The following is a 22,624-nucleotide window of genomic DNA, read 5'->3' as shown; positions in this document are numbered from 1 at the left end:
GCACCGCATGACTCCCATCATCGCGCTGCTCGGCCGACCCAACGTCGGCAAGTCGACACTCTTCAATCGCCTGACGCGCAGTCGCGACGCGCTGGTGGCGGACTTTCCCGGCGTCACGCGTGACCGGCTGCTCGGCGAAGGCCGGCTCGGCGAGCGGCCGTTCTGGGTCATCGACACCGGCGGCCTGCTGGGCGAAGACCCGGAGCTGTCGGGCAAGGTCAGCGCGCAGGCGCTGGCGGCGGCCGAGGAGGCCGACGCCGTGATCCTGGTAGTCGACGGCCGCGCCGGCGTGACTGCCGACGACCACGCCATCGCCGGCACGCTGCGCGAGCTCGGCCGGCGCGTGTGGCTGGTGGTCAACAAGGCCGAGCACATGAATCCCGAACTCGTGCGCGCCGACTTCTTCGAGCTCGGCCTTGGCGAGCCCGAGCCGATTTCGGCAAGCCACGGCCACGGCGTCGCCGACCTGCTGGAAGCCGTGCTGGCCGAGTTTCCAGCCGACGATGAGGCACCTGCCCCGGACGAGGCCGACACGCGGCCGGTGTTCGCCGTGGTCGGCCGGCCGAACGCCGGCAAGTCCACGCTCATCAACCGCCTGGCCGGCGAGCAGCGCCTCATCGAAAGCCCGCTGCCCGGCACCACGCGCGACTGCGTGCGGGTGCCGGTGCTGGTGGACGGCCGCGACTGCGTGCTGCTGGACACGGCCGGCCTGCGCCGCCGGGCGCAGGTGCACGCGCCGATCGAGAAATTCAGCGTCATCAAGACGCTGCAGGCCATCGACCAGGCGCAGGTGGTCATTCTGGTGCTGGACGGCACGCAGGGCGTCACCGACCAGGACGCGCACATCGCCGGGCAGGTGCTGCAACGGGGACGCGGCCTTGTGCTCGCCGTGAACAAGTCCGACACGCTGGATGACAGCGCCCGCGCGGCGCTCAAGCGCGAGATCGCGCGGCGCCTGCCGTTCGTCGACTTCGCGCCGGTCGAGTTCATCAGCGCCAAGACCGGCCGCGGCGTGAAGGCGCTGATGCGCGCCGCGTTCGCGGTGCAGCACAGCGCCATCGCGCGCGTCGCCACGCCGGAACTCACGCGGCTCATGGAAACCATCGTCGCCGCCAATCCGCCGCCCATGGTGGCCGGCCGGCGCGCCAAGCTGCGCTACGCCCACCAGGGCGGGCACGTGCCGCCCACCATCGTCATCCACGGCACGCAGGTCAACGGCCTGCCGGCGAATTACCTGCGCTACCTCGAAAACAGCTTCCGCGAGGCGCTGGATCTCGCCGGCACGCCGGTGCGCATCGTCACCAAGCAGGGCGCAAACCCCTACGCCGGGCGCACCAACACCCTCACGCCCAGCCAGCTCGAACACAAACACCGCGCCCGCCGCCGCGGGCGCAAGCTGTTCAAGGATTGACGTCCTCCGCATACAAGGCCGCCGCCTCGCGCAGGCGGGCCGCCACCTCGGCGCGCAGCGCCGGTGGCTCCAGCACCTCCACATCCGGCCCGTAGCGCAGGATGTCCAGCACCAGCTCGCGCGCGTCGCCAAACGGCACCGACAGCTCGTAGCGCCCATCCTCCAGCCAGCGGCCGAACTGCGCCGGGTGCCAGCGCTCGCTCGCAATCCAGCGCGCCCGGCCGGGCGCGAACCGGAGCACCGCGCGCTGCGTGGCGGGGCCGGAAAAAATCCCGTAGGCCGCGCCGAGGTGCTCGTCGAGATCCTGCTCCGGCAACACCCGGGCGGGCTGCTCGGACTCGATCCGCGCCGACTCGATGGCGTCGACCGCAAAGCTGCGCAGGCCGCCCCGCAGGTGGCACCAGGCGTCGAGGTACCAGTTGTCGCGGTAGCGCACCAGGCGCTGCGGGCTCACGGTGCGCTCGGTCGCCTCGCCCGTGCCGCGTGACAGGTACCGGATGGCGAGCCGGCGCGCGCCGAGCGTCGCCGTCACCGCCAGCCGGAATACCAGCGCGTCGCAGGCCCGTCCGGCGGCCGGTAGCACGCGCAGCACCTGGCTGGCGCGCTGCGGCAGCACGCCACCGCGCGCCAGCAGGCTCGCGATGCGCCCGCGCAGCGCCTCGATCTGCTGCGGGATCAGACCCTCGCCGAGGTCGGACAGCAGGCTTTGCGCCACCAGCAGCGCCTGCAGCTCGTCCGCCGAGAACCACAGCCCCGGCAGCTCGGACCGCGCCGCCGCGCCCTCGATGCGGTAGCCGCGGGCGGCGGCATCCCACACCAGCGGCACGCCCAGCAGGTCGCGCAGCTCGGCGATGGCGCGCATCAGCGTGGCGCGCGAGCAGCCGAGTTCTGCCTGCAGTTCGGTCGCTGAACGCGCCTGCCGCCCGCCGGCGAACAGGGCATACAGCCGGTAGATGCGGTCGAAGCGGTCCATGCTGTCAAATGCTACAACACCGCCCGCGGCGCGCTTGCGCAGCGCGTCGGCGCCGTGCCACGCTTCGCCGCGCCCGTTTCAACCCACCCGAGGAGAACCACCCATGCTCACGCTTTACGGCCAGTACATGTCGCGCGGTCAACGCTGCCTGTGGACGCTGGAGGAACTTGGCGTGCCCTACGAGCACGTCAAGACCAACCAGGGCGCCGGAGAGTCGCGCACGCCGGATTTTCTGCAGATCAACCCCAACGGCCACGTGCCGGTGCTCAAGGACGGCGACTACATCCTGTGGGAGTCGATGGCGATCGCCATGTACGTGGCCAAGAAATTCGGCCAGGGCAGCCTGTGGCCGGCCAGCGTGGAGGACGAGGGTCTGGTCATGCAGTGGGCGCTGTGGGCGTCGCTGGAGGTCGAGATCTTCGTCGTCAACTACCTGCGCCACGCCGTGATGTACCCGCCCGAAAAGCGCCGTCCGGAACTCGCCGAAGAGGCGCTGCGCGTGCTGCCGGCGCCGCTGAAGGTGCTGGACGACGCCCTGGCCGGCAAGGACTACCTGGTCGGTAATCGCTTCTCCGTGGCCGACATCAACGTCAGCACCGTGCTGCTGCTGGCCGACATCTACAAGCAGCTTGGCGTCGACAAATACGGCAACGTCATGGCCTGGCTGAACCGCGTCGCCGCGCGGCCGGCCTGGCAGAAACTGCCGTCGCTCAAGTAAGGCTCGCGCGTCGTGCCATTCCCGGTGCTGCCCCGCGGCGGCACCGGGCAGCCCAGCAAATCGAAGGTTCAGCCATGAAAACAGCCCGCGCGTTCATGATCGGCATCGGCATCTTCTACGCCGTGTTCAACTTCTTGGGCACGCTGCCGTTCGCCACCGCGGGCTACCTCGGCACCATGTACCCCGGCGTCGACCTGCACACGGGGGAGCCGATCTTCCAGCTGCTGCAGGACGCCTGGATCATCGTCGGCATCCAGTTGGGGGCGATTGGACTCGTGGCGCTGTGGGGCGCGCGGGACCCGCTGCGCTACGCCGCCGTCATCCCGGTGGTCATCGTCACCGAGGTCGTGGACGGCATCTGGGATTTCTACAGCATCACCTGGAGTTACGAGGTGACGTGGATGGGCATCCTCACCATCGCCATCCACGCCGTGTGGATCGCCTGGGCGGTGGTCGCCTGGCGGGCGCTGTTCCCCGCCCACGGCGTATCGCGCTGACCCGCCCGGCGGCAGGGCAGGGCGCCGCGACTACTTCCAGCAGTCCGCGTTGGCGTAACTGCCGGTCTTGTTGGGGCCGCTCTGGCTCACCGCGAAGGTACCGCAGCGGTCGCCGGCCTGCCGGCCGCCGCTGATCGGCGCCGCCGTCATGTTGTACGCGGTGGCGCTGGCCGCCGTCACGGCGAGCCGGTAATGGCCGTCCGTGGACGTGGTCACCCAGTTCAGGAAGTTCGGCGGCGGGCCCAGCGTGAGCGTGTACGCCACGTTGCTCGCCCGCCACTTCTCCTGCTGCAGTTGCAGCGCGATCAGCGCCTGCTTGGCGTCCGCCCGGCGTGCCTTGCGGGCGTATTCCTGATACGCCGGCACCGCGATGGCGGCCAGGATGCCGATCAGCGCCACCACGATCATCAGCTCGATCAGCGTGAAGCCCCGGCTGCGTTTGGGTCCGTACATGGTCGATTTGTCCTGTTTTCCGACGAACGGCGTCTGTGGCCCGACGAACGGTTCAAGACCGTCGCCCGGGGCGTCGATACACAACCCTAGAATTCGGTTGCAACCGAAGGGAGTTTAGGCGGTGCGGCAAAAAAATCTCGGCTTCACGCTCATCGAGGCACTGGTGGTGGTCACCATCATCGGCATTCTGGCTGCGCTCACCGTGCCGGCGTTTACCAAGATGCTGGAGCGCAACCGCCTCAAGGGTGCGGCGGAAGCCGTGTTCAACGACCTGCAACTGGCGCGCACCGAGGCCATCAAGCGCAATCAGGATGTCACGGTCAGCTTCTCCGCTGCCGGCCCCACGACCACATGGCAATACGGCATGCGCACCGGCACTACATGCGATCCCGCCTTGCCCGTCACGGATGCCAACGCATGCAAGCTCGCAGCCGACGACGTGTTGCGGGTCACCCGCAGCGCCGATTACCCCGACGTTTCTTTACGGGTCACATTCAATACTGCGGTTTCGCCGGCGGTCACGAAGCCGCGTGCCGAGTTCGAGCCGCGCCAGGGCTTGGCGGATGTAGCGGGAACTGCATGCCTAGTTTTGAAGAACGACAAATTGGAGGTGCGTGTCAGCCCGCTCGGGCGGATTCTTCTTTGCACCACCACTGGTATGCCGGGATATCAATCATGTCCACCCCTATCTCCGGCTCCCTGCCCATGATCAGGAACCAGAGGCATCCGATGCTCCCTCACCGTCCTCAGTATCAACGCTCGCGCGGCTTCACCCTCATCGAGTTGATGGTCGCCCTGGTGCTGGGGCTGGTGGTGGTCGGCGGCGTGATGGCCGTGTTCATGAACACCTATCAGGCCAACGCGCAGAACATCAAGGCCGTCCGTCTGAATGAAGAACTGCGCGCCGTGATGTCCCTCATCACACGCGACCTGCGTCGCGCCGGCGCGCGCGACCTTGCCTGGCAGCCGTCGCTGCTGGGCACGGCCAACGCGTTCGCCAACAACACCAACTGGGTACTCACGCGCTACGACGCCACCGTGCCGACCAATTCCTGCGCCCTGTTCGCCTACGACACCGACGGCAACGACGCGGTCGACAACGTGGACCGCCGGGGCTTCCGGCTGCGCCGGGATGGCACTCAGCAATCTGTAGAGATGCGCCGCACCGGCACCGCCTGCAACGGCGGCGGCTGGCAAAAGATCACCGACGAGAACACGATGAACGTGCTCGACCTCAACTTCACCACCACGCTGGAGCCCGGCATGTCCGGCGTGGCGGTGCGCAGCGTCATCGTCACCCTGCGCGGCGCCACCCACACGCGCAGCGGCGACCCCGCCACGCTTACTGCGGCCGACTGCACCAACATCGACGTGGTGTGCCGGCAACTGGTGGAAAAAATCCGCCTGCGCAACGACGCCGTCCTGTAACCCGCCGGAGCCCCGCCCATGCACACCCACATCCCCGCGGCCGGTCACCGTCAACGCGGCGTGTCCACGTTGGTGGTGGCCATCGTGCTGCTGATCGCGGCCACCTTCCTCACCTTCTTCGCGGCCAAGATCGGCATGCAGGAACAGCGCATGTCCGGCAACGACTACCGGCACAAGGAGGCGTTCTCGACCGCGGAGGCGGGTCTTGACCGGGCCAAGGCGTTTCTTGCCGCCAACCGTATGGATTTTGCTACCTGGGGCTGGACGGCCTGCGCCGGCACCGAGACCACGCCGCCCTGTGGCGACGGCACGGCCAACCTGTTCAACACCAACTGGTCTTGGATAAACGTCTATCGCAGAAGCAGCGGTGCAGCACTGGCGGGGCTCAACTGGCCTCAGTCCACCGCCGACGGGCCTTTTATCCTGACGCGCACCACCGGTGACAGCTTCCAGCCGGTCGTTTTGGCAGCCCAGGCGCGATCGCTGGACGGCACCGGCCGCGCCGTGGTGCGCCAGAGCATGTCGCGTTACCTGATCGCCCAACCGGGGCCGGTGCCGCCGATCATGGCGCCCACGGTGCCTCTCGGCGGCAACTTTACGGTGGTGGGCAACCCCAACCACGACCTTGACCTCACGGAAGTGACCCTGGCCAATTGCGACAGCCTCACGGGTAGCGGACAGATGCTGTCCATCTGGTCGGAGGGAGCAGTACCGACAAGTGGGACTTGGAAGACTTGTAGCGCGGGATCGTTCCGTGAGGGGACGTCGTCGACAGCAAATCGCTGCATTGGCGTTGGAATTCCCGACCCGGCCACCGGCGACGGCCCGTCAACCGACGCGGAGTGGCATAGCTGCAATTGTCAGGACAATGCCGCCGAGAAAAGCCCCTACAGTGGCGGGAGCACAGGCTCGGGCGTGGGTATCAACGAAGACGTCGTCGACAGCGATCCGGACTTCCCCGGCGACATATTCCTGTACGTATTTGGCCGCCCCAAGAGCGCGGTCAAGGCCAGCGCCGCTGCCGCAGGGCACATCCTGCCCGATTGCAGCAGCCTCAATGCCAGTTCGACCGGCCTTTACTGGGTCACCGGCAATTGCGATATGCCGGCTAACAGCACCGTCGGCAGTCGCGCCGCGCCCGCCATTGTGGTGTTCGAGGGGAACGCGAGTTTCCGAAGCAACTCCCATTTCTGGGGCATGGTGGTCGGGGCTGATATGCAGCGGTCCTGCCCCGGCGCTACCCCGACGGACCCTTATTCCGTGGACACCGCCTGCACCAGTACCGATGGCACGCCGAACGAGGTGGATGTGAACGGCACCTTCACCGTCCACGGGGCGATGATTGTCGAGGGTGAAGTGGATGGTGTTGGCGACTACAAGGCCGTTTACGACCCCTGCGTTTTCGCCGCCATGGGCGCCGGTACGTCGTTCGACCAGTACGGACCCGTCGCCGGTAGCTGGAACGACGCCCTCTAAACCCAAGGTAACGCGCCATGTACGTGAACACGCAGCGCCTGCAACGCGGGCTGTCCCTGGTCGAGGTTTTCGTCGCCCTGCTGGTGCTCAGCGTCGGCCTGATCGCGCTCGCCAAGCTGCAAGTGGACCTGGTGCGCGGCAGCAGCGATGCCCGCACCCGTACCGTCGCGCTGGCACTGGCCGAGGAAAAGGTCGAGGACCTGCGTACCTTTGCAGTGACGACCGGCGGCGGCAGCTGGAGCACCACGGCGAGTCCAATGGCCTGGTCGTACGTCAGCGGTCCCGCTTTGGCGACGCCCGCCGACACCGGTTGCAGCCCCGCCTGCACCGGCGGTCGCCTCCCGCCGCAAGCGACCTACAGCAGCGCGCTCGAAGTGGCCGGCGTGCGCTTCAAGCGCACCTGGGAGGTTGCCAACCGCAACTTCACCGGCACCGGGGCGATCACGTCGCGTACCAAGGACGCGCGCGTTACCGTCGCCTGGCTGAATGAACTGGGCGTCGAGCAGCAGGTGAGCGTGTTTGCCAATCTGGTCGACATCCCGCCCGGCAACGTGGCGCTGGCGTCCCGGCCCGTCGCAGAGCGGCCCGAAGGGCCGCAGATTGCCTATACGCCGGGTCTGGCGCCCGAGGTTATTGGCGTACCCATAGACACCGGTACCGGCAAGCGCGAGACCACCAAGCCGATACCCACCGTCAAGAAGACGGCCGAGTCGACAACAGTCACGTTTGATGTGGTCAATTACAACGCCGATACGAACACCGTGTCCCGGCGAGAGGAGTTCGTGACGATCAACTGCAAATGCACATTCAGCGGTACTGGCCGTGGGCGGACGCCGGCCAAGGTGGCGCTGGTAGGTAACCAACTTAGAGACGTCCCGGGGCAGGTGTTTACCGACAAGGTGGTTGGGGTTTCCGCCGACAGCCTGCAGCCGAAGCTATGCGACGTTTGCTGTCGCGACCATCATGATTACAGCGCGGACGGCGTCGACTATTTTTACAAGCCAGCGGATAGTGTTGCGCATCAGCATTACCGGATAACGGATCTTTCCACGCCGGTGACGTCTGGCAATTATGACGAGGCCTGCCGACTGAAGCGGGTCAATGGTGTTTTTCAGGTTTTTGAAGACTGGCAGCTGCGCACGTTGACCGTTTTGCCCAAAACTGACCTACTTGAGGGAGCCCCAAAACAGGCTGAATATATCAATGCTGTCAAGGCTTATGTTTTGGCTTACGGCGATGCGGTAGCCGATGGAACAACTCCACCCGCAGCATTGACTTTCACACCTAGTACGGTGAATGTCGGCACTAGCCAGTTGCTGTCGCGTGCCATCTACATTGACGACATGCCGGCGTCCCTCGTCTCGAAAGTCGGAACACTTCTTAACGATGCCGACTCGACAAATGACGCTCTGGCCTTATCGCTCATTCCGTTTTACGAGCTCCATTTAACCAAGCTGGCCGAATGGATTTCGGGTGATTCGACTCGGGTGCAGGTAAGCAGTGCGTATGTCGTCGACGCTGACGATGGTGTCGCGGGTGGCGGCGTGTACAGTCGTGGGTTTGTTCAGGCCAAGGCGGGAGCGGCATCTGGCACACCGACCATTATTTCTACCGCAAAGCGTTACAACACCGGCCTTACCGCGACGTCTCCTATCAATCCAACCGAAGACAGTTTGCATCCCATTACCTCTACGGTCATCGTCGGATCCGGCCCAAGTGCCACGCCTTATTACTATACAAGCACACCGCCTGAGGTATCGCCGGCCCCGACCGAGCATAGAGACGGCTCCACGCCCGTTACAATCGTCGGGGATATCACAATCAGCGGTACATTTATCAAGGCAGCCGTTGGCGCTACGCTCAACATCAACAAAATCAACCCGGCAACGCGTACGGCTGGGACCTGCACGGAGGTTGCCGTGAGCTCAGGTGTGGAGGGTTACTCGTGCACTGTTCCGTCTGGATGGACCGGGACCATTACGTTCTCTTCGTCCAATCCAAAAGACTATTCTTTCTGCCTCAGTGACACACCCGCCTGTAGCACTACAACCAAGCTACCTGGCACCAGCTCTAGCGGAAATTGGGTAATAACGTCGCCCGTTACAACGAGTATTGTGCAACCGATCTATGTTTACGACCCGTAAGCGAGCGGTAGGGTGGGCAAAGGCTGTCAAGCCGTGCCCACCGTCTTTCCCCATCGACGCGAATTGATGAGTCGCGGGATTTCGCCCTGACTCCGCGCGGGCACGCTGCGCTTTGCCCGCCCTACGACGCCACTGTCACCCTTGTGGGAGCGGCGCCCCCGCCGCGAAGGCCTGAACTGGCGCAGATTCGGCCCTAGGGCGGGCCTCCCACTTGGGAAGTCACGGCCCCGCCGTTCATCGGCCCCAGTTATCGGCCGTGGTTCAAGAACTCCAGCGCCAGCCGATTGAACAGGTCAGGATTTTCGACGGACGGGCCGTGACCGAGTTCGGGCAGCAGATCCAGGCGCGCATTGGTCGCCTGCGTAGCCAGCGCCTCGCCCATCTGCACAAAATCCGGCAGGTCGCGGGTGCCCACCAGCACCAGGGTGGGCGCGAGCAGCCCGTGCAGGCGCTCCGCTAGCGGGGGTTCCAGGCCGGTTTCCGGGTCGCGGTGCTGCCAGTGCCAACCGCTGTAGTCGGCCATGACGGGCGGCAGCAGGGCTGCGCCGCCGGGTGTTGCCAGCGAGGGCGCGAACAGCTCCGCGCCCAGCCACGCCGCGCGGGCGGCGTCGAGGCCATCGCGCGCAGCGATCTGCCAGACGCTTTTGAGTAACGCCATCAGCGCGCCGAGCCCGGTGTAACCGCGCAGCAGCGGCGCCGACAGCACCAGCCGGCCGGCGCGCTGCGGGTGCGCAACCGCAAAGCTCGCCGCGATGCCGCCGCCGAGCGAGTGGCCGATGAGGTGCGTACGCTCGACGCCGAGCGCGTCCAGCAGCGCATGCAGATCCTCGTGGTGCGCGTAGGGCGCGGCGCCCGGCAGGCTGGAGCGGCCGAAGCCGCGCAGGTCCACGCTGATGACGTCGAAAGCGGCGGCCAGCGCCGGCCACTGCGGCGCCCACACGCGGTGATCGAGCCCGAAGCCGTGCACCAGCAGCAGCGGTTCGCCACGGCCCTCGCGGCGGTAGAACAGGCGGCCGCCGCCCCCAAGTTCGACAAAGCCGTCGACGTAGCCTTCAGCGGGCGCGGTGTTCATCGATCCAGGTCTCGATGGCAGGGCGGCAGCGGGCCAGGATTTCCCGCAGCCACGGGGTGAAGGTGTCCGGCGCGGCGGCGATTTCGGTCATCAACTCGGGCCAGGCGATGCGCCGCCAGGCGCTCACTTCCTGCGGGTCCGGTTGCGGGTCGGTCTCGCACTCTCCGCACAGCAGGTGGTCGAATTCGTGCTCGGTCAGATCGCCGATCACCGGCAGGCGGTAGTGCAGGCTGCCGACGGGCTCCAGCGGGCAGTCGAAACCCATTTCCTCGCGCATCCGGCGCTTGGCGGCATCGATCAGCCCCTCGTCCGGCCGCGGGTGGCCACAGCAGGTGTTGGTCCAGAGGCCCCCCGAGTGGTACTTGCCATCCGCGCGGCGTTGCAGCAGCAACCGGCCGGCGGCGTCGAACACGAACACGGAAAACGCCCGGTGCAGCAGGGCGCGGCGGTGGGCGTCGAGCTTTTCGGCGCGGCCGGTGGGACGATCCTGCGCGTCCACCAGTTGCACCCATTCGGTGGCGGGGGAGGGGGTGTTCATCGCGGCAGGATGCCAGAGCCGAAGTGGCCGGCCAAGACGCCGTTATGATCCGGCGATGGAACTCACGCTGTACGTGACGCGCGGCTGCCACCTGTGCGAGGACGCACTCGCCGTGCTGGCGGAGGCCGGTCTTGGCGACGCGGTGCAGGCGGTGGAGATCGGCTACGACGAGGCGCTCGCCGAACGCTACGGCGTGCGCATCCCGGTGCTGCGCGTGCCGGCCAGCGGCCGCGAGCTGGACTGGCCGTTCACGGTGGCTGACGTGTTGGCCGCGATCAAGAATTGATCTTGTGGTAGCTGATCAGCGGCGTTTGCCGTCGAGGGCAGGATGCCCGAGCGTGAATCGGGGGCGAAGCCCCGGATTCACGGAGCGCAGGGCGGGCGTGTGCCGCGCTGAAGCGAGCCGCAAAATTCCAGGGACGGAATTTTTCGGCAAATCCAATCAGGAGGAGAGAACGACATGGACTACACCCGCAGCGAGGCCAAGGCCTGGGCCGGCAAGACCTTTCACGGCTTTTTCGAGGCGCCGTTCACGCCCATCGGCGCCGATGGTGAGATCGACGCCAAACAGCTTCAGGAGAACATCGACCGCTATATCGAGTTGGGCGTGGATGGCCTCGTGGTCGGCGGCTTCATCGCCGAGCTGTGGACCATGACCTACCAGGACTGGCTGCGCTACCACCAGCTGTGCGCGCAGGCGGTGCGCGGGCGGGTACCGCTGTTCACCATCATTCTGGAGTCGTCCGCCAAGCAGGCCATCGAGAAGCTGGCCTACGTGCAGCGGCTCGGCTACGACGGCGCGGAGATCATGAACCCGTCCGTGCAGCTGCGCTCGGACAACGAAATCTTCGACTACATGAAGTACGTGGCCGACCACTCGCCGCTGGCGCTGGTGCTGTACCGCACGCCGATGCCGGGCACGCTGATGTCGCTCGACCTCATCCAGCGCCTGGCCGAGATCGACACCGTGGTCGGCGTGAAGCAGGGCAGCTTCAGCCGCTCGGACACGCTGACGCTGCGCCGCCGGGTGCGGCCGAACTTCATCGTGAGCGAGCCTATGGAGAGCTTTTTCCTGGACGACCTGCGCGCCGGCGGGCAGGTGCTGTGGGCGGCGTTCTGGTATCTCGCCTACGGCAAGCTGCGCCCGCTGATGCGCGAGTACTACACGCTCGGCCGCGCCGGCCGCTGGGAAGAGGCGCGCAAGCCCTGGGAGGCGCTGCAACCGGCGCGCGTGTTCTTCGAGGATCTCGCCACCGACATGGCGCGCACCGGCACCTACGCCAGCCACATCGCCATGATGAAGCCGTGGATGGACGCGATCGGCTTTCCGGTTGGCCCGGTGCTGCCGCCGGTGCGCAGCCTGCCGGCCGAGCGGCGCGAGTGGCTGATCGATCAGCTCAGGACGCTCGGCATTGCCTGAGGTTTGATCGACCGGAAACGAAAAACCCCGCCGAGGCGGGGTTTTTCATGCGCCGGACTTGCCGGGCTCAATCGTCGCCGCTGGCGAAGCCGAGCAGTTGCAGCAGGCTAAGGAACAGGTTGTAGAGGCTCACGTACAGGCCGACCGTGGCCAGCAGGTAGTTGGTCTCGCCGCCGTGCACCATTGCGCTCGTCTGGTACAGGATGGACGCGCTCATCAGCAGCACGAACATGGCCGACACCGCCAGCGACAGCGCCGGCATTTGCAGGAACACCGCCGCCAGCCCGGCCAGGAAAGCGACCATCACGCCGGCGAACAGGAAGCCGCCCATGAAGCTGAAATCCCGCCGCGAGGTGAGGGCGTAGGCCGAGAGTCCCAGAAAGATCGCCCCGCTGCCGCCGAGCGCCGTCATCACGAGCTGGTGGCCGTTGCCGAAGGCGTTGAGGTACAGATTGATGATCGGCCCGAGCGTGAAGCCCATGAAGCCCGTCAGCGCGAACACGGCCAGGATGCCCCAGGCGCTGCTCCGCAGTTTGTGCACCGCGAACAGCAGCCCGAAGTAGCCGACCAGCGTCAGCAGCAGGCCGGGGCCACGCAGGTCGAGCGCCATGGCGAACGCGGCCGTGGCGGCGCTGAACAGCAGCGTCATCGACAGCAGCAGGTAGGTGTTGCGGATCAGGGCGCTGGCGGAGGCCGCGCCGGTGCGAGTCGTGACGTCGTAGGCTTGGTTGGGCATGCCAAACACCGCGGTTGATGGGGGAAAGCCCGATTCTACCCAAACACCCGCCGCCGGCCAGCCCCCGCACTGGTCACGCCGGGGAGCCGTCCGCTATGCTTCGCGCCCCGCGGAGAGGTGGCTGAGCGGTTTAAAGCGGCGGTCTTGAAAACCGTTGACCCGCAAGGGTCCGGGGGTTCGAATCCCTCCCTCTCCGCCACGTTCAACACCCCGTCTGCCCGTCAGGGGCCACGCAGCGCAGGTCGCAACGGCTGTTGTCGGTCCGCTCGTCTGGGCATTGGCCGATGGCGCATCCGGAACCGGGCCACCGCCGGGGCGCAGACAGCGCCCGTGAGGGGTGGGAGCCGGCGACCGTTATAATCGACGGGCTCAGATCTCGTCATAAAGCAAAGCAGTCAATACGTGATCAATCGTCTCATTACGGCCATCAAGGCCTTGTTTTCCGCCGCGCCCGTTCCGCCGCCTCCTGCGCCTGTCGTACAACCACCGCCGGCCGAACCCGTGCGCCGGCCCCGCCGCGGCAAAGGGCAGGGCGCCAAGGCCGCCCCAAAGGCGCCTGTCACCGCAAAGCCGCGGCCGGCTCGCGAGGCCCCCAAGGCGCCGATCCACAACACCGGGCTCCCGTTTGACGCCCTGCCGCTGGATGCGCGCCTGAAGGCCAGCGTCGCCGCGGCCGGCTTCACGCACTGCACCGACATCCAGGAAAAGGCGCTGCCGGTCGCACTGGCCGGCAGGGACGTGGCCGGCCAGGCACAGACCGGCACCGGCAAGACGGCCACCTTCCTGTTGGCGCTGTTCAATCGCCTGTTGACCACGCCGCCGCCGGCCGGCCGTGTGCCGACGCAGGTGCGTGCGCTGGTGATGGCGCCGACGCGCGAGCTCGTAATCCAGATTCACCGCGACGCACAGGCGTTGGGGGAGGGGCTCGACATCTCGCTCGGGCTCGCTTATGGCGGGGTCGATTACGACAAGCAGCGCGACCAGATCGCCGCCGGCGTGGACGTGCTGATCGGCACCCCAGGCCGGTTGATCGATTTCCTGAAGCAGGGCGTGTATGACCTCGACGCCACGCAGGTGATCGTGCTCGACGAGGCCGACCGCATGTTCGATCTTGGCTTCATCAAGGACGTGCGCTACGTGATGCGCCGCATGCCGCCGCCCGGCGAGCGCCTGTCGATGATGTTCTCGGCCACGCTCGCCCAGCGCGTGCTGGAGCTGGCCTACGAGCACATGCACGAGCCGGAACTGATCCGCATCGAGCCCGAAAAGGTGACGGTCGATCGCATTCAGCAGCGCATTTACCACACCGCCACGGACGAGAAGATTCCGCTGCTGATCGGCCTGCTGCAGTCCATGCCGGACGCCCGCAGCATGGTGTTCGTCAACACCAAGGCCGAGGCCGAGCGCGTGTGGGGTTACCTGCAGACCAACGACATTCCGGCTGGCCTCATGACCGGCGACGTGCAGCAGCGCAAGCGTGAGCGCCTGCTGGAGCAGTTCCGCAAGGGCGAGCTCGCGGCGCTGGTGGCGACTGACGTCGCTGCCCGTGGCCTGCATATTGACGGCGTGACGCACGTCTTCAACTACGACCTGCCGCAGGACATGGAGGACTACGTGCACCGCATCGGCCGCACCGCGCGCGCTGGCGCTACGGGTGACGCCATCAGCTTCGGCTGCGAGCGCTACGTGTACTCGCTGCCGGAGATCGAGAAGTTCATCGGCAAGAAGCTGCCCGTGGAGCCGGTGCCCGCCGACAAGCTGGTGAAGCCGAAGCCGCGCATTCGACTTGCGAGCGAGGATCGCGTGGCACCGGCACCTGGTGGTGGTGGCGGTCGCTCGCGCGGCCCACGCCGTGGTCCGCCGCGTAGTGGGTCGAGCCGGGGTCGCTGAGACGTCGAATCGGCGGCCGCGAACGTGGCCGCCGAACGGGGGTGTGTGGAAGGCGTCGTGGTGCCGTCTGAATACGTTATTTAACATAATATACATTATGCGCATTTGAGGCCGCCGATCCGGCCCCGCAGCCGCGCCCGGTGCGCTGGTGGCTGGATCGCCTGGAGCGCTGGCAGGCGCACGAGCCGGACTTCATGACACTGCGCCAGGTCGTCGGCGGGACGTGCGAAGACCTGCCAGTGCGTTTGCGTTTCGTGCCACGCGCTCACGCCAGTTGCACGATCTGGTTGAGTATGAGGAGCACCGCGGCGAAGCGCTCATCCGGAATGCGTTTTATCGGATGCGGAGCACCGCCACGGTGACGCCAGTCGAACGATTTCGGCTGGTGACAGAGAACGTAACTGGTTTCCCCGGCTTTGCGGCTCCCGGCGCTACCAACCGCCACCGCAAAAGGATTGTCGGCGTTGTAGCTGGCAGTGGTCATCGGCAGGCCGATGACCAGCGACGAGCGTTCGTTGAAGGTCTTGGGCGAGAGCACCAGGAAGGGATGCACGTCGCGCATTTCCCGACCGCGCTGCGGGTTGCAATCGATCCAGATGACACCCTGTCGGTCGGGAGCCCAAGCCTTGGCTGGTTTCACCACCGCTCGGCGCCGAGTGGGCTGTCGGTGGCCATGGCTTCGCCGCCGTGGCGCTCGGGATCAAAGCCGGTCAGGCGCTGCTCCAGGCTGAGCGCCTGGTCCTGGATCGGCGTAATGATGACCCGCTCACCCTCGACCGTCACACGGACGCGCTGGTCGGCATGCAGATGAGCGGCACTGGCGATGGCGGCGGGCAGACGCACGCCAAGGTTGTTGCCCCAATGTTTGATATTGAGCACGGTTGAGGTCATCAGTCTGCCTCCTATCGATGTTTATACGAAGTATAAACGAGTCGCTGTTGAGTCCACGATGCTCGCACAGCAGCCGATCTTGGTTGACGGGCGCTGCCACACGCCCCCGGCCGCTCGCGCTCACGTCGCAGCCGCTGCGCGTGGCCTCGGCTCATCGGTTAACGCGCTATCCTAAAAGCCCGGACCGACGCGCGGCGTCGGCGTTCTCGCCACCAACAACATCCACGGGCAGGAGAAAACATGTACGAGGGTTACACGCGCCTGAAATTCCGCCGCGACGGCGCCATTCTCACCATCGAGATGTCGAACCCGGCCGCGCGCAACGCCGTCGACGGCGCCATGCACGCGGAGCTCGCCCGCGTGTTCACCGAGGTAGCCAAGGACACCGCCACGCGCGTGGTGGTGCTGACCGGCGACCCGGACGGCAAGGCGTTTTGCGCCGGCGGTGACCTCAAGTGGATCGAGAGCATCGAGGGCAAGGGCGAACGTTACGCGCTGGTGCTGAAGGAAGGGCTCGACATCGTCAAGACCATGGCCGACCTGCCGCAGCCGGTGGTGTCGATGATCAACGGCCACGCCATGGGGCTCGGCGCCACGGTGGGCCTGTTCGCGGACGTGAGTTTCATGGACGAGGCAGCCAAGATTGCCGACCCGCACGTGTCGATCGGCGTGGTGGCCGGCGACGGCGGCGCCATCATCTGGCCGCTGCTGATCGGCCCGAACCGTGCCAAGGAATTCCTGATGACCGGCGACGCCATGTCTGGCACCGAGGCCGCGCGCATTGGCCTCGTCAACCACGCGGTGCCGGCGGCGGAGTTGCAGGAACGCGCGTACGCCTTCGCGCGCAAGCTGGCGTCCGGGCCGCAGCTCGCCATCCAGCTCACCAAGCGCTCGGTGAATCTGTTCGTGGGCCAGGTCATCGAGCAGGTGCTGACCGCGTCACTCGCCATGGAAGGGCTGACCTTTGCCAGCGCCGACCACCGCGAGGCGCTGCGCGCGTTCTTCGCCAAGGAAAAGCCGAAGTTCCAGTAAGCCCCCTGCCCGCCCGAGAGCACCATGGAAACGATCACCTACGCCCTTGACGGCGCCGTCGCCACGATCACGCTGAACCGCCCGCAGGTCAGAAACGCCATGAACGGGCGGATGATCGAGGAGCTGCGCCAGACGCTGGAGCAGGTGAACCTCGACCCCGCCGTGCGGGTGGTGGTGCTGCGCGGCGCGGGGCCGGTGTTCTGCGCTGGCGGCGACCTGCGCGATCTGTTCACGGACACGCACCCGGTGGCCATCCGCAACCTGATCGCGCTGCGCATCCGGCCGCTGTCGCGGGCGCTGATCACGCTCGACAAGCCGCTGGTGTGCGCGCTGCAGGGCGCGGTGGCCGGGGCGGGTCTCGCGCTCGCGCTTGCGTCGGACTTCGTTGTCGCCACGGAAGAAGCGAGCTTCGTCACTGCGTTCGGCAAGATCGGCGCCATTCCGGATGCCGGCGTGATGTGGCTGCTGGCACAGCACGTCGGTCTCATGCGCGCCAAGGACATCGTGATGCGCTCGCGCACGCTCACCGCGGCGCAGGCGCTGGAGCTTGGCATCTACACGCAGGTGGTGCCGAAGGCCGGTTTCGACGACGCCGTGAACGGCCTGGTGGCGGAGCTCGCCGACAGCGCCACGCTCGCCATCACGTTCGCCAAGCACGCGCTGCGCGACGCGGTGCGGATGCCGTTCGACGCTTTCATGGACTTGGAGTCCGCCGGTCAGGGCCTGATGCACGCCTCGCACGATCACGCCGAGGGCGTGCAGGCGTTCCTCGAAAAGCGCGCGCCGCGCTTCACCGGCCGCTGAGAGTCAGCCATGACCGTTCAATGGTGGGAAGACTACGCCGCCGACTGGTCGCTCAAGACCGGCCGGCGCACGGTGACGGAGTTCGACATCCTGAGCTTCGTGACGCTGATCGGCATGAACGAGGCGTTGTTCATGGACGCCGAGTACATCGCGAGCGACACGCCGTTTGGGCGCCGCGTCGCGCCCGGTGCGCTGGTGTTCAGCTACGCCGAGGGGCTGGTGATCCAGACCGGCCACCTGCACACGGCGGCGATCGCGTTTCTGGGTGCCGAGATGAAGATGCAGGCACCCGTGTATTTGGGCGACACCATCGACGTGACGGTCACGCTTGCCGAGCGGCGCGAGACGTCCAAACCCGACCGCGGCCTTGTCACCACCCGCAACACGGTGCGCAACCAGTCCGGCGCCGCCGTGCTAGAGTACCTTGCTACGCGCATGCTGCGCCGTCGCCCCGCCTGAGCCCCCTCCCCCACGTCCGGACCTGTTTATGAGCCACGCCTTCACCCGCTCGGACATCGCGCAACTTGAACACCACGCCGGCGAGTCGCTGTACGGCGACGGCGCGCTCGTGGTCCTGAAAGGCTTGCTCGAAGCGGGCATCAGCTATTTCGGCGGTTACCCGGGCGCGCCGACGGCGAACCTGATCGACGCCGCCGCCGACGCCTACGACCCGGTGCTGAAGAAGTACGGCGTGTACGTCGAATCGTCGGCCAACGAGATGTCCGCTGCCGCCATGTGCACGGCGTCCGTGTTCGCGCCTGTGCGCGGCGCGGTGACCTGGAAGGTGCTCGGCAACGGCGTGTCGACCGACGTCATCGACCACGTGTCGCAGATCGGCCCGGTCGGCGGCTGCGTGCTGGTGGTCGGCGAGGACTACGGCGTATCGAGCACCACGGTCGCCCAGCGCACGCTGCCGTGGGCCATGAAGTCCGGCATCCTCGTCGTCGACCCGCGCGCCGATCAGCAACTGCTGCTGCGCCTGACGCGCGAGAGCTTTGATCTTTCGGAAGCGTCCACCTGCGTTGTCGCGCTGCTGCTGCGTCCGCAGTTGTCGCATGCCAACGCGCAGGTCACGGTCGGCGACAACCGCGTCGGCCAGTACAACGTCATCAGCAAGCTGAAGGAAGGCATCAAGGACCCGCTGCGCTACCCGCTGCCGCCGAACACGCAGCGCCAGGAGCTCGAACGCTACCGCGACCGCCTGCCGAAGGCGCGCGAGTACATCATGCAGCACGGCCTGAACGAGGTGTTCGGCGCGGCCGACGCGCCGATCGGCCTCATCACCCACGGCACGGTGTTCAACACCGTGATGCGCTCGCTTGCGAACCTTGGCCTCGCCGACGAGGACGGCGTGACCGACCCGGCCATCAGCGTGCTGCAACTGAACGTGGTCTACCCGCTGTGCGATGACCAGATCGTGGACTTCATCCAGGGCAAGCGCGAGGTGCTGCTGGTCGAGGAAGGCCAGCCGGACCTCATGGAACAGCAGATCCGCGCCATGCTCCACCAGCGCGGCGTCGGGACGCCGTTTCACGGCCATGATCTCGTGCCCGGTGTGGGTGAGCTCGTGCCCGGCCGAGTGCTGCCGGCACTGGCGGACTTCCTGGCGCGGCTGCTGCCGGAACGGGCTGACGCCATCCGGGGCACGGCGAGCGGCTTCATGGATCGCCAGAAGCTCGCCGCCTCGTTGTTCCCGAAGCCCGTCACGCCGCGGCCGCCCACGTTCTGCACCGGCTGCCCGGAGCGGCCGGTGTTCAGCATGATGAAGATCAACGAGATGCTGACCGGCCAGAAGGACTGGCACGCCACGGACGTGGGCTGCTATGGCATGGCCGGTCTCGCGCCCTTCCACATGGCCGATTCCAACATGGGCATGGGCGGCGGGCTGGCCGCGGCGACGGCGCTGTCGGCCATGTCCGAGCAGAAGAACGTCTCGGTGGTCGGCGACGGCACGCTGTGGCACTCGGCGCTCAACACCTGCGTGGTGAACGGCCTCTACAACAAGCAGGACGCGACGTATCTGGTGCTCGACAACAAGTGGACGGCCATGACCGGCGCCCACGAGAACCCGAACTCGGGTCCGCAGTTGACCGGCGAGCAGAGCGGCGGCGACTTCAACATCGAGCGCACCTTCCGCGGGCTTGGCGTCAAGCACGTGGAGAAGGCCAATCCGTACAACTTCCGCGACTTCCAGAAAAAGCTCAAGAAGATTCAGGCCGATCCCGAGCCGCAACTGCGGGTGCTGATCTCGGAAGCCGAATGCCAGCTGCAACGCCAGCGCACGGTGAAGCCCATGCGCGCCAAGGCGATCGCCGAGGGCAAGCGCGTGGAGGTGGAGCGCCTGGGCGTGGACGAGGAAGTCTGCGTCGGCGATCACTCCTGCATGCGCGTCAACGGCTGCCCGTCGCTGACGCTGGAGGAATCGCCCAACACGCTCAAGACCGCGCCCGTGGCCGCCATCGACACCACCTGCGTCGGCTGCGGCGTGTGCGGCGAGATCGCCCACGCCGCCCAGTTGTGCCCGTCGTTTCACAAGGTGACCGTGGTGCGCAACGCCAGCCGCTTCGAGCGCTTCATGCAGCGCGTGAGCGCGCGCCTGCTGCCGGCGCTGCGGGCCGCCTGATTCCGGAGTTTTTCAATGCCTCGGCACGATCGCGCCACGCGCATCCTCATCGGTACCGTCGGCGGCCAGGGCGGCGGCGTGCTCAGCGACTGGCTGGTCAAGGGCCTGCTGAACGCCGGCTGGCAGGCGCAAAGCATCGGCCTGCTCGGCCTGTCGCAACGCGCCGGATCGGTCATCTACTACGTTGAAGCGCGGCCCCACGGCGACAAGCCGCCTGTCCTGTCCGCCTACGCCGCGCCCGGCGACGTCGACCTGCTGCTGGCGCAGGAATTCCTGGAACTCGGCCGGCTGTTGCAGGGCGGCTTCGCGCATCCGGACTGCACAGTCATTGCCAACACCTACCGCTACTACGGCACGCTGGAGAAGACGCCCGCGGAGGGCGGCATCTATCCGTCCGGCGTGATCCGCAAGGCGGCCGAGACGCTGTCCAGCGACAGTTATCTGTTCCACGCGCAGGAGCTGGTCGCTCAAGCGGGCCTGTCGCTGCTGTCGAGCAACGCCATCCTGCTCGGCGCCGTGGCGGGGAGCCAGGTGTTCGACCTGCCGGCCGAGCCGTTCCGGCGCGCCATCGAGGAAGCCGAGGTCAACGTCGCGGACAACCTGAAGGCCTTCGATCTGGGTTATTCGATGATGCGGGGCGGCACCCTGCCGCGCGCGCTGTTCAAGGAAAGCGAGGTGCTCGACTGGGAACAGCTCGCCCAGCAGCGCGAGGCCGCCCTGCCCGCTCGCCGCCGCGCCGAGTACCGCCAGTTGCTGGAGCAGGCCCGCAGCGCGGCGCCCGCGCTGTCGCGTGTGTTCGCAGAGGCCTGCTACCGCGTGCTGGATTTTCAGGACGGCGCCTACGTTCGGGATTATCTTGGCCGTCTGCAGGCGATACAGGCCGCGGAGACGGCCAAATGCGGCGCAGATGCTAGCGTCATAACAGCGAGTTACGCACAGCATCTCGCCAACTGGATGACCTACGAGGATGCGCAGCGCGTCGCCCAGCTCAAGCTGCGCCCGGAGCGCTTCGCGAAGATGCGCCAGGACCACAACGTGCGCGGCGAGGACCCATTCTGGGTCGACGATTTCCTCGCCCCGGACCCGCCGCAGATCTATGGCATGTTGCCGGTGGCGCTCGGCCGCTGGGTACGCGAGCGTGGCCGACGATGGCGGCCGGACTTCGACCGCATCGCCATGCCCATGCGCGTGCGCAGCAACCGGCCGTGGGGATATTTCACGCTGTCGCTGGTGTCGGCCATGCGCCATCTGCGCCGGCGCTCGCTGCGCCACCACGAGGAACTCGCGCTCCTCAAGCGCTGGCACGACGCCGTGCTGCACTGGCTAGGGCGCGACCCGACGCTCGGCCGCCTCGCCGCGGACGCCGGCCGGGTGGTCAAGGGTTACGGGCGCGTGCGCGACAAGGCGCTCGACGATCTATGGGCCTTCATCGATCAGGGCCTGCCGCTGCTCGAACAGCTCGCGGCAGCCGGCGGCAACGCCGGCGCCACGGGCGATGAAGCACTCAAACTGCTCGCCAGCGAGGCCGGCAAGGGCGCTGCGGCGCTGTATCTACTGCGCGACCGGCTGGCCGCCGTGCTGCCGGCATCGACGGCTGCCGCCTGACCATGGCCGACTCGGTCCCTGTCACGCTGCGCCACGCCGGACAGGCCGAAATGACCTTTTCCTGCCCCACTGATGAAACCGTGCTGGTGGCCGCGCGCCGCGCGGGTGTCATCCTGCACGTGGCCTGCGAACAGGGTGGCTGCGGTGCCTGCCGGGCGCGCATCGTCGAGGGCGCGGTGCACTACCCGTTGCCTGCTTCGCTGCGCTGGCTGGATGAGGGCGCCGGCAGCGATTGCTATGCGCTGCTATGCCGGGCGGTACCGCAGTCCGCGCTGGCGGTAGAAACGGCGCACCCGTGGAAACAGCGGGCCAAGGCGCCCCTATCACGCCTGATCGGCGGATAATCGAACCCATTCAATGGGCCGCAGAGCCCGACCCCATACCCCCACAGAGGAGCCGGCGATGGCCATCAGTCGATTCTCGTACGCGAGCATGAACGTCATGGACGTGGACGCCGCCGTGCGGCACTACGTGCACGTGGTGGGGCTTCGAGAAACCGATCGCGATGAACAAGGTCGCGTGTACCTGCAGGCGGCGGACGTGCAGGACCATCACTGCCTGATCCTGAACCCGGCCAAATCCGCCGGCGTGGAGCACATCGGGTTCAAGGTCAACGACCCGGCGGACCTCGACGAAGCGGCGGCCGCCGTGGCGGCGTATGGCCAGCCCGTGACGCGCATCGCCGCCGGGGCGGTCAAGGGCCAGGGCGAAGGTATCCGTTTTCCGCTGCCGTCCGGCCAGCACATGCTGCTGTACTTCCACGCCGACAAGATCGGCTACGCCACCGGCATGGAAAACCCGAGCCCGGTGCCGCCGCACGGCACCCCCGGCGGGCGGGTGACACATCTAGACCACACCCTGTTGTCGGCGCAGAACCCGCAGGATGATGTGAATTTCCTGATGCAGGTGCTTG

24 protein-coding genes and 1 tRNA gene are annotated in these 22,624 nt (G+C 66.9%); 18 read left to right on the top strand and 7 right to left on the bottom strand.

Annotated elements, in window-relative coordinates; translation table 11 throughout:
• The first annotated feature begins 7 nt into the window (after positions 1-7).
• Positions 8-1,411: a ribosome biogenesis GTPase Der gene (gene der / locus AB7F93_RS10735; RefSeq protein WP_428302906.1), complete on the top strand. Its 1,404-nt coding sequence runs from the start codon at positions 8-10 to the stop codon at positions 1,409-1,411.
• Here the strand turns inward: der and AB7F93_RS10730 are convergent.
• A complete protein-coding gene (locus AB7F93_RS10730) occupies positions 1,401-2,384 on the bottom strand; it encodes a helix-turn-helix transcriptional regulator (protein ID WP_428302905.1) in 984 nt (327 codons plus the stop codon). The two genes, der and AB7F93_RS10730, sit on opposite strands and share 11 nt — an antisense overlap.
• Positions 2,385-2,487: 103 nt before the next feature.
• Between AB7F93_RS10730 and AB7F93_RS10725 the strand changes: the two genes are divergently transcribed.
• Positions 2,488-3,102 (top strand): glutathione S-transferase family protein, encoded by a 615-nt coding sequence (locus tag AB7F93_RS10725; protein WP_428302904.1) that lies wholly within the window; start codon positions 2,488-2,490, stop codon positions 3,100-3,102.
• Positions 3,103-3,176: 74 nt separating this feature from the next.
• Positions 3,177-3,599 (top strand): BphX family protein, encoded by a 423-nt coding sequence (locus AB7F93_RS10720; RefSeq protein WP_428302903.1) that lies wholly within the window; start codon positions 3,177-3,179, stop codon positions 3,597-3,599.
• Positions 3,600-3,629: 30 nt separating this feature from the next.
• On the opposite strand, the gene AB7F93_RS10715 is transcribed toward AB7F93_RS10720, so the two are convergent.
• A complete protein-coding gene (locus AB7F93_RS10715; RefSeq protein ID WP_428302902.1) occupies positions 3,630-4,052 on the bottom strand; it encodes a type IV pilin protein in 423 nt (140 codons plus the stop codon).
• 121 nt (positions 4,053-4,173) lie between these two features.
• Between AB7F93_RS10715 and AB7F93_RS10710 the strand changes: the two genes are divergently transcribed.
• The 4 genes from AB7F93_RS10710 to AB7F93_RS10695 are packed head-to-tail and all read left to right on the top strand — an operon-like array spanning position 4,174 to position 9,100.
• The gene (locus tag AB7F93_RS10710) at positions 4,174-4,761 is read left to right on the top strand and encodes a GspH/FimT family pseudopilin (RefSeq protein WP_428302901.1); all 588 of its coding nucleotides are present in this window, start codon (positions 4,174-4,176) and stop codon (positions 4,759-4,761) included.
• Positions 4,762-4,781: 20 nt separating this feature from the next.
• Positions 4,782-5,480, top strand: coding sequence for a prepilin-type N-terminal cleavage/methylation domain-containing protein (locus tag AB7F93_RS10705; protein ID WP_428302900.1), 699 nt, complete (start codon positions 4,782-4,784; stop codon positions 5,478-5,480).
• An 18-nt stretch (positions 5,481-5,498) separates the two neighbouring features.
• On the top strand, positions 5,499-6,956 hold the full coding sequence (locus AB7F93_RS10700) for a pilus assembly PilX family protein (protein ID WP_428302899.1): 1,458 nt from the start codon (positions 5,499-5,501) through the stop codon (positions 6,954-6,956).
• Positions 6,957-6,973: 17 nt separating this feature from the next.
• Positions 6,974-9,100, top strand: coding sequence for a hypothetical protein (locus AB7F93_RS10695; RefSeq protein WP_428302898.1), 2,127 nt, complete (start codon positions 6,974-6,976; stop codon positions 9,098-9,100).
• A gap of 247 nt (positions 9,101-9,347) precedes the next feature.
• Here the strand turns inward: AB7F93_RS10695 and AB7F93_RS10690 are convergent, their stop codons facing one another.
• Both AB7F93_RS10690 and idi read right to left on the bottom strand, forming a co-directional pair.
• Positions 9,348-10,172 carry an alpha/beta fold hydrolase gene (locus AB7F93_RS10690; protein ID WP_428302897.1) on the bottom strand — a complete coding sequence of 275 codons (825 nt, stop codon included), beginning with the start codon at positions 10,170-10,172 and terminating at the stop codon, positions 9,348-9,350.
• Positions 10,153-10,710, bottom strand: a complete 558-nt coding sequence (gene idi, locus AB7F93_RS10685) for an isopentenyl-diphosphate Delta-isomerase (protein WP_428302896.1) — start codon at positions 10,708-10,710, stop codon at positions 10,153-10,155. Before idi ends, AB7F93_RS10690 begins: the two co-directional genes overlap by 20 nt.
• Before the next feature lie 55 nt (positions 10,711-10,765).
• Between idi and AB7F93_RS10680 the strand changes: the two genes are divergently transcribed.
• Both AB7F93_RS10680 and AB7F93_RS10675 read left to right on the top strand, forming a co-directional pair.
• Positions 10,766-10,996: a glutaredoxin family protein gene (locus AB7F93_RS10680; protein WP_428302895.1), complete on the top strand. Its 231-nt coding sequence runs from the start codon at positions 10,766-10,768 to the stop codon at positions 10,994-10,996.
• A gap of 174 nt (positions 10,997-11,170) precedes the next feature.
• The gene (locus AB7F93_RS10675; RefSeq protein WP_428302894.1) at positions 11,171-12,130 is read left to right on the top strand and encodes a dihydrodipicolinate synthase family protein; all 960 of its coding nucleotides are present in this window, start codon (positions 11,171-11,173) and stop codon (positions 12,128-12,130) included.
• A gap of 67 nt (positions 12,131-12,197) precedes the next feature.
• On the opposite strand, the gene AB7F93_RS10670 is transcribed toward AB7F93_RS10675, so the two are convergent.
• The gene (locus tag AB7F93_RS10670; protein ID WP_428302893.1) at positions 12,198-12,866 is read right to left on the bottom strand and encodes a Bax inhibitor-1/YccA family protein; all 669 of its coding nucleotides are present in this window, start codon (positions 12,864-12,866) and stop codon (positions 12,198-12,200) included.
• A 111-nt stretch (positions 12,867-12,977) separates the two neighbouring features.
• Between AB7F93_RS10670 and AB7F93_RS10665 the strand changes: the two genes are divergently transcribed.
• A tRNA-Ser gene (locus AB7F93_RS10665) sits at positions 12,978-13,065 on the top strand.
• A gap of 404 nt (positions 13,066-13,469) precedes the next feature.
• A complete protein-coding gene (locus AB7F93_RS10660) occupies positions 13,470-14,756 on the top strand; it encodes a DEAD/DEAH box helicase (RefSeq protein ID WP_428302942.1) in 1,287 nt (428 codons plus the stop codon).
• Positions 14,757-15,021: 265 nt separating this feature from the next.
• On the opposite strand, the gene AB7F93_RS10655 is transcribed toward AB7F93_RS10660, so the two are convergent.
• On the bottom strand, positions 15,022-15,396 hold the full coding sequence (locus AB7F93_RS10655) for a type II toxin-antitoxin system PemK/MazF family toxin (protein WP_428302892.1): 375 nt from the start codon (positions 15,394-15,396) through the stop codon (positions 15,022-15,024).
• Entirely contained in the window at positions 15,393-15,647 is a 255-nt protein-coding gene (locus AB7F93_RS10650; protein WP_428302891.1) for an AbrB/MazE/SpoVT family DNA-binding domain-containing protein, read from the bottom strand. Before AB7F93_RS10650 ends, AB7F93_RS10655 begins: the two co-directional genes overlap by 4 nt.
• A 240-nt stretch (positions 15,648-15,887) precedes the next feature.
• On the opposite strand from AB7F93_RS10650, the gene AB7F93_RS10645 reads away from it, so the two are divergent.
• The 7 genes from AB7F93_RS10645 to AB7F93_RS10615 form a co-directional block, all read left to right on the top strand.
• Complete coding sequence (locus tag AB7F93_RS10645) at positions 15,888-16,679, top strand: enoyl-CoA hydratase-related protein (protein ID WP_428302890.1); 792 nt, start codon at positions 15,888-15,890, stop codon at positions 16,677-16,679.
• 24 nt (positions 16,680-16,703) lie between these two features.
• Positions 16,704-17,483: an enoyl-CoA hydratase/isomerase family protein gene (locus tag AB7F93_RS10640; protein ID WP_428302889.1), complete on the top strand. Its 780-nt coding sequence runs from the start codon at positions 16,704-16,706 to the stop codon at positions 17,481-17,483.
• Between the two features lie 9 nt (positions 17,484-17,492).
• On the top strand, positions 17,493-17,942 hold the full coding sequence (locus AB7F93_RS10635; protein WP_428302888.1) for a MaoC family dehydratase: 450 nt from the start codon (positions 17,493-17,495) through the stop codon (positions 17,940-17,942).
• A gap of 28 nt (positions 17,943-17,970) precedes the next feature.
• Complete coding sequence (locus tag AB7F93_RS10630) at positions 17,971-20,106, top strand: thiamine pyrophosphate-dependent enzyme (protein WP_428302887.1); 2,136 nt, start codon at positions 17,971-17,973, stop codon at positions 20,104-20,106.
• A 15-nt stretch (positions 20,107-20,121) separates the two neighbouring features.
• A complete protein-coding gene (locus AB7F93_RS10625) occupies positions 20,122-21,711 on the top strand; it encodes an indolepyruvate oxidoreductase subunit beta family protein (protein ID WP_428302886.1) in 1,590 nt (529 codons plus the stop codon).
• A 2-nt stretch (positions 21,712-21,713) separates the two neighbouring features.
• Positions 21,714-22,055: a 2Fe-2S iron-sulfur cluster-binding protein gene (locus AB7F93_RS10620; RefSeq protein WP_428302885.1), complete on the top strand. Its 342-nt coding sequence runs from the start codon at positions 21,714-21,716 to the stop codon at positions 22,053-22,055.
• A gap of 58 nt (positions 22,056-22,113) precedes the next feature.
• Positions 22,114-22,624: VOC family protein (locus AB7F93_RS10615; RefSeq protein ID WP_428302884.1), on the top strand; the 511-nt coding region annotated here is incomplete at its 3' end.

Source organism: Immundisolibacter sp., assembly GCF_050250495.1.
Classification (GTDB): Bacteria; Pseudomonadota; Gammaproteobacteria; order Immundisolibacterales; family Immundisolibacteraceae; genus Immundisolibacter.
Note: the sequence above shows the minus strand (reverse complement) of the source record. Positions and strands in the feature narration are given on the sequence as shown.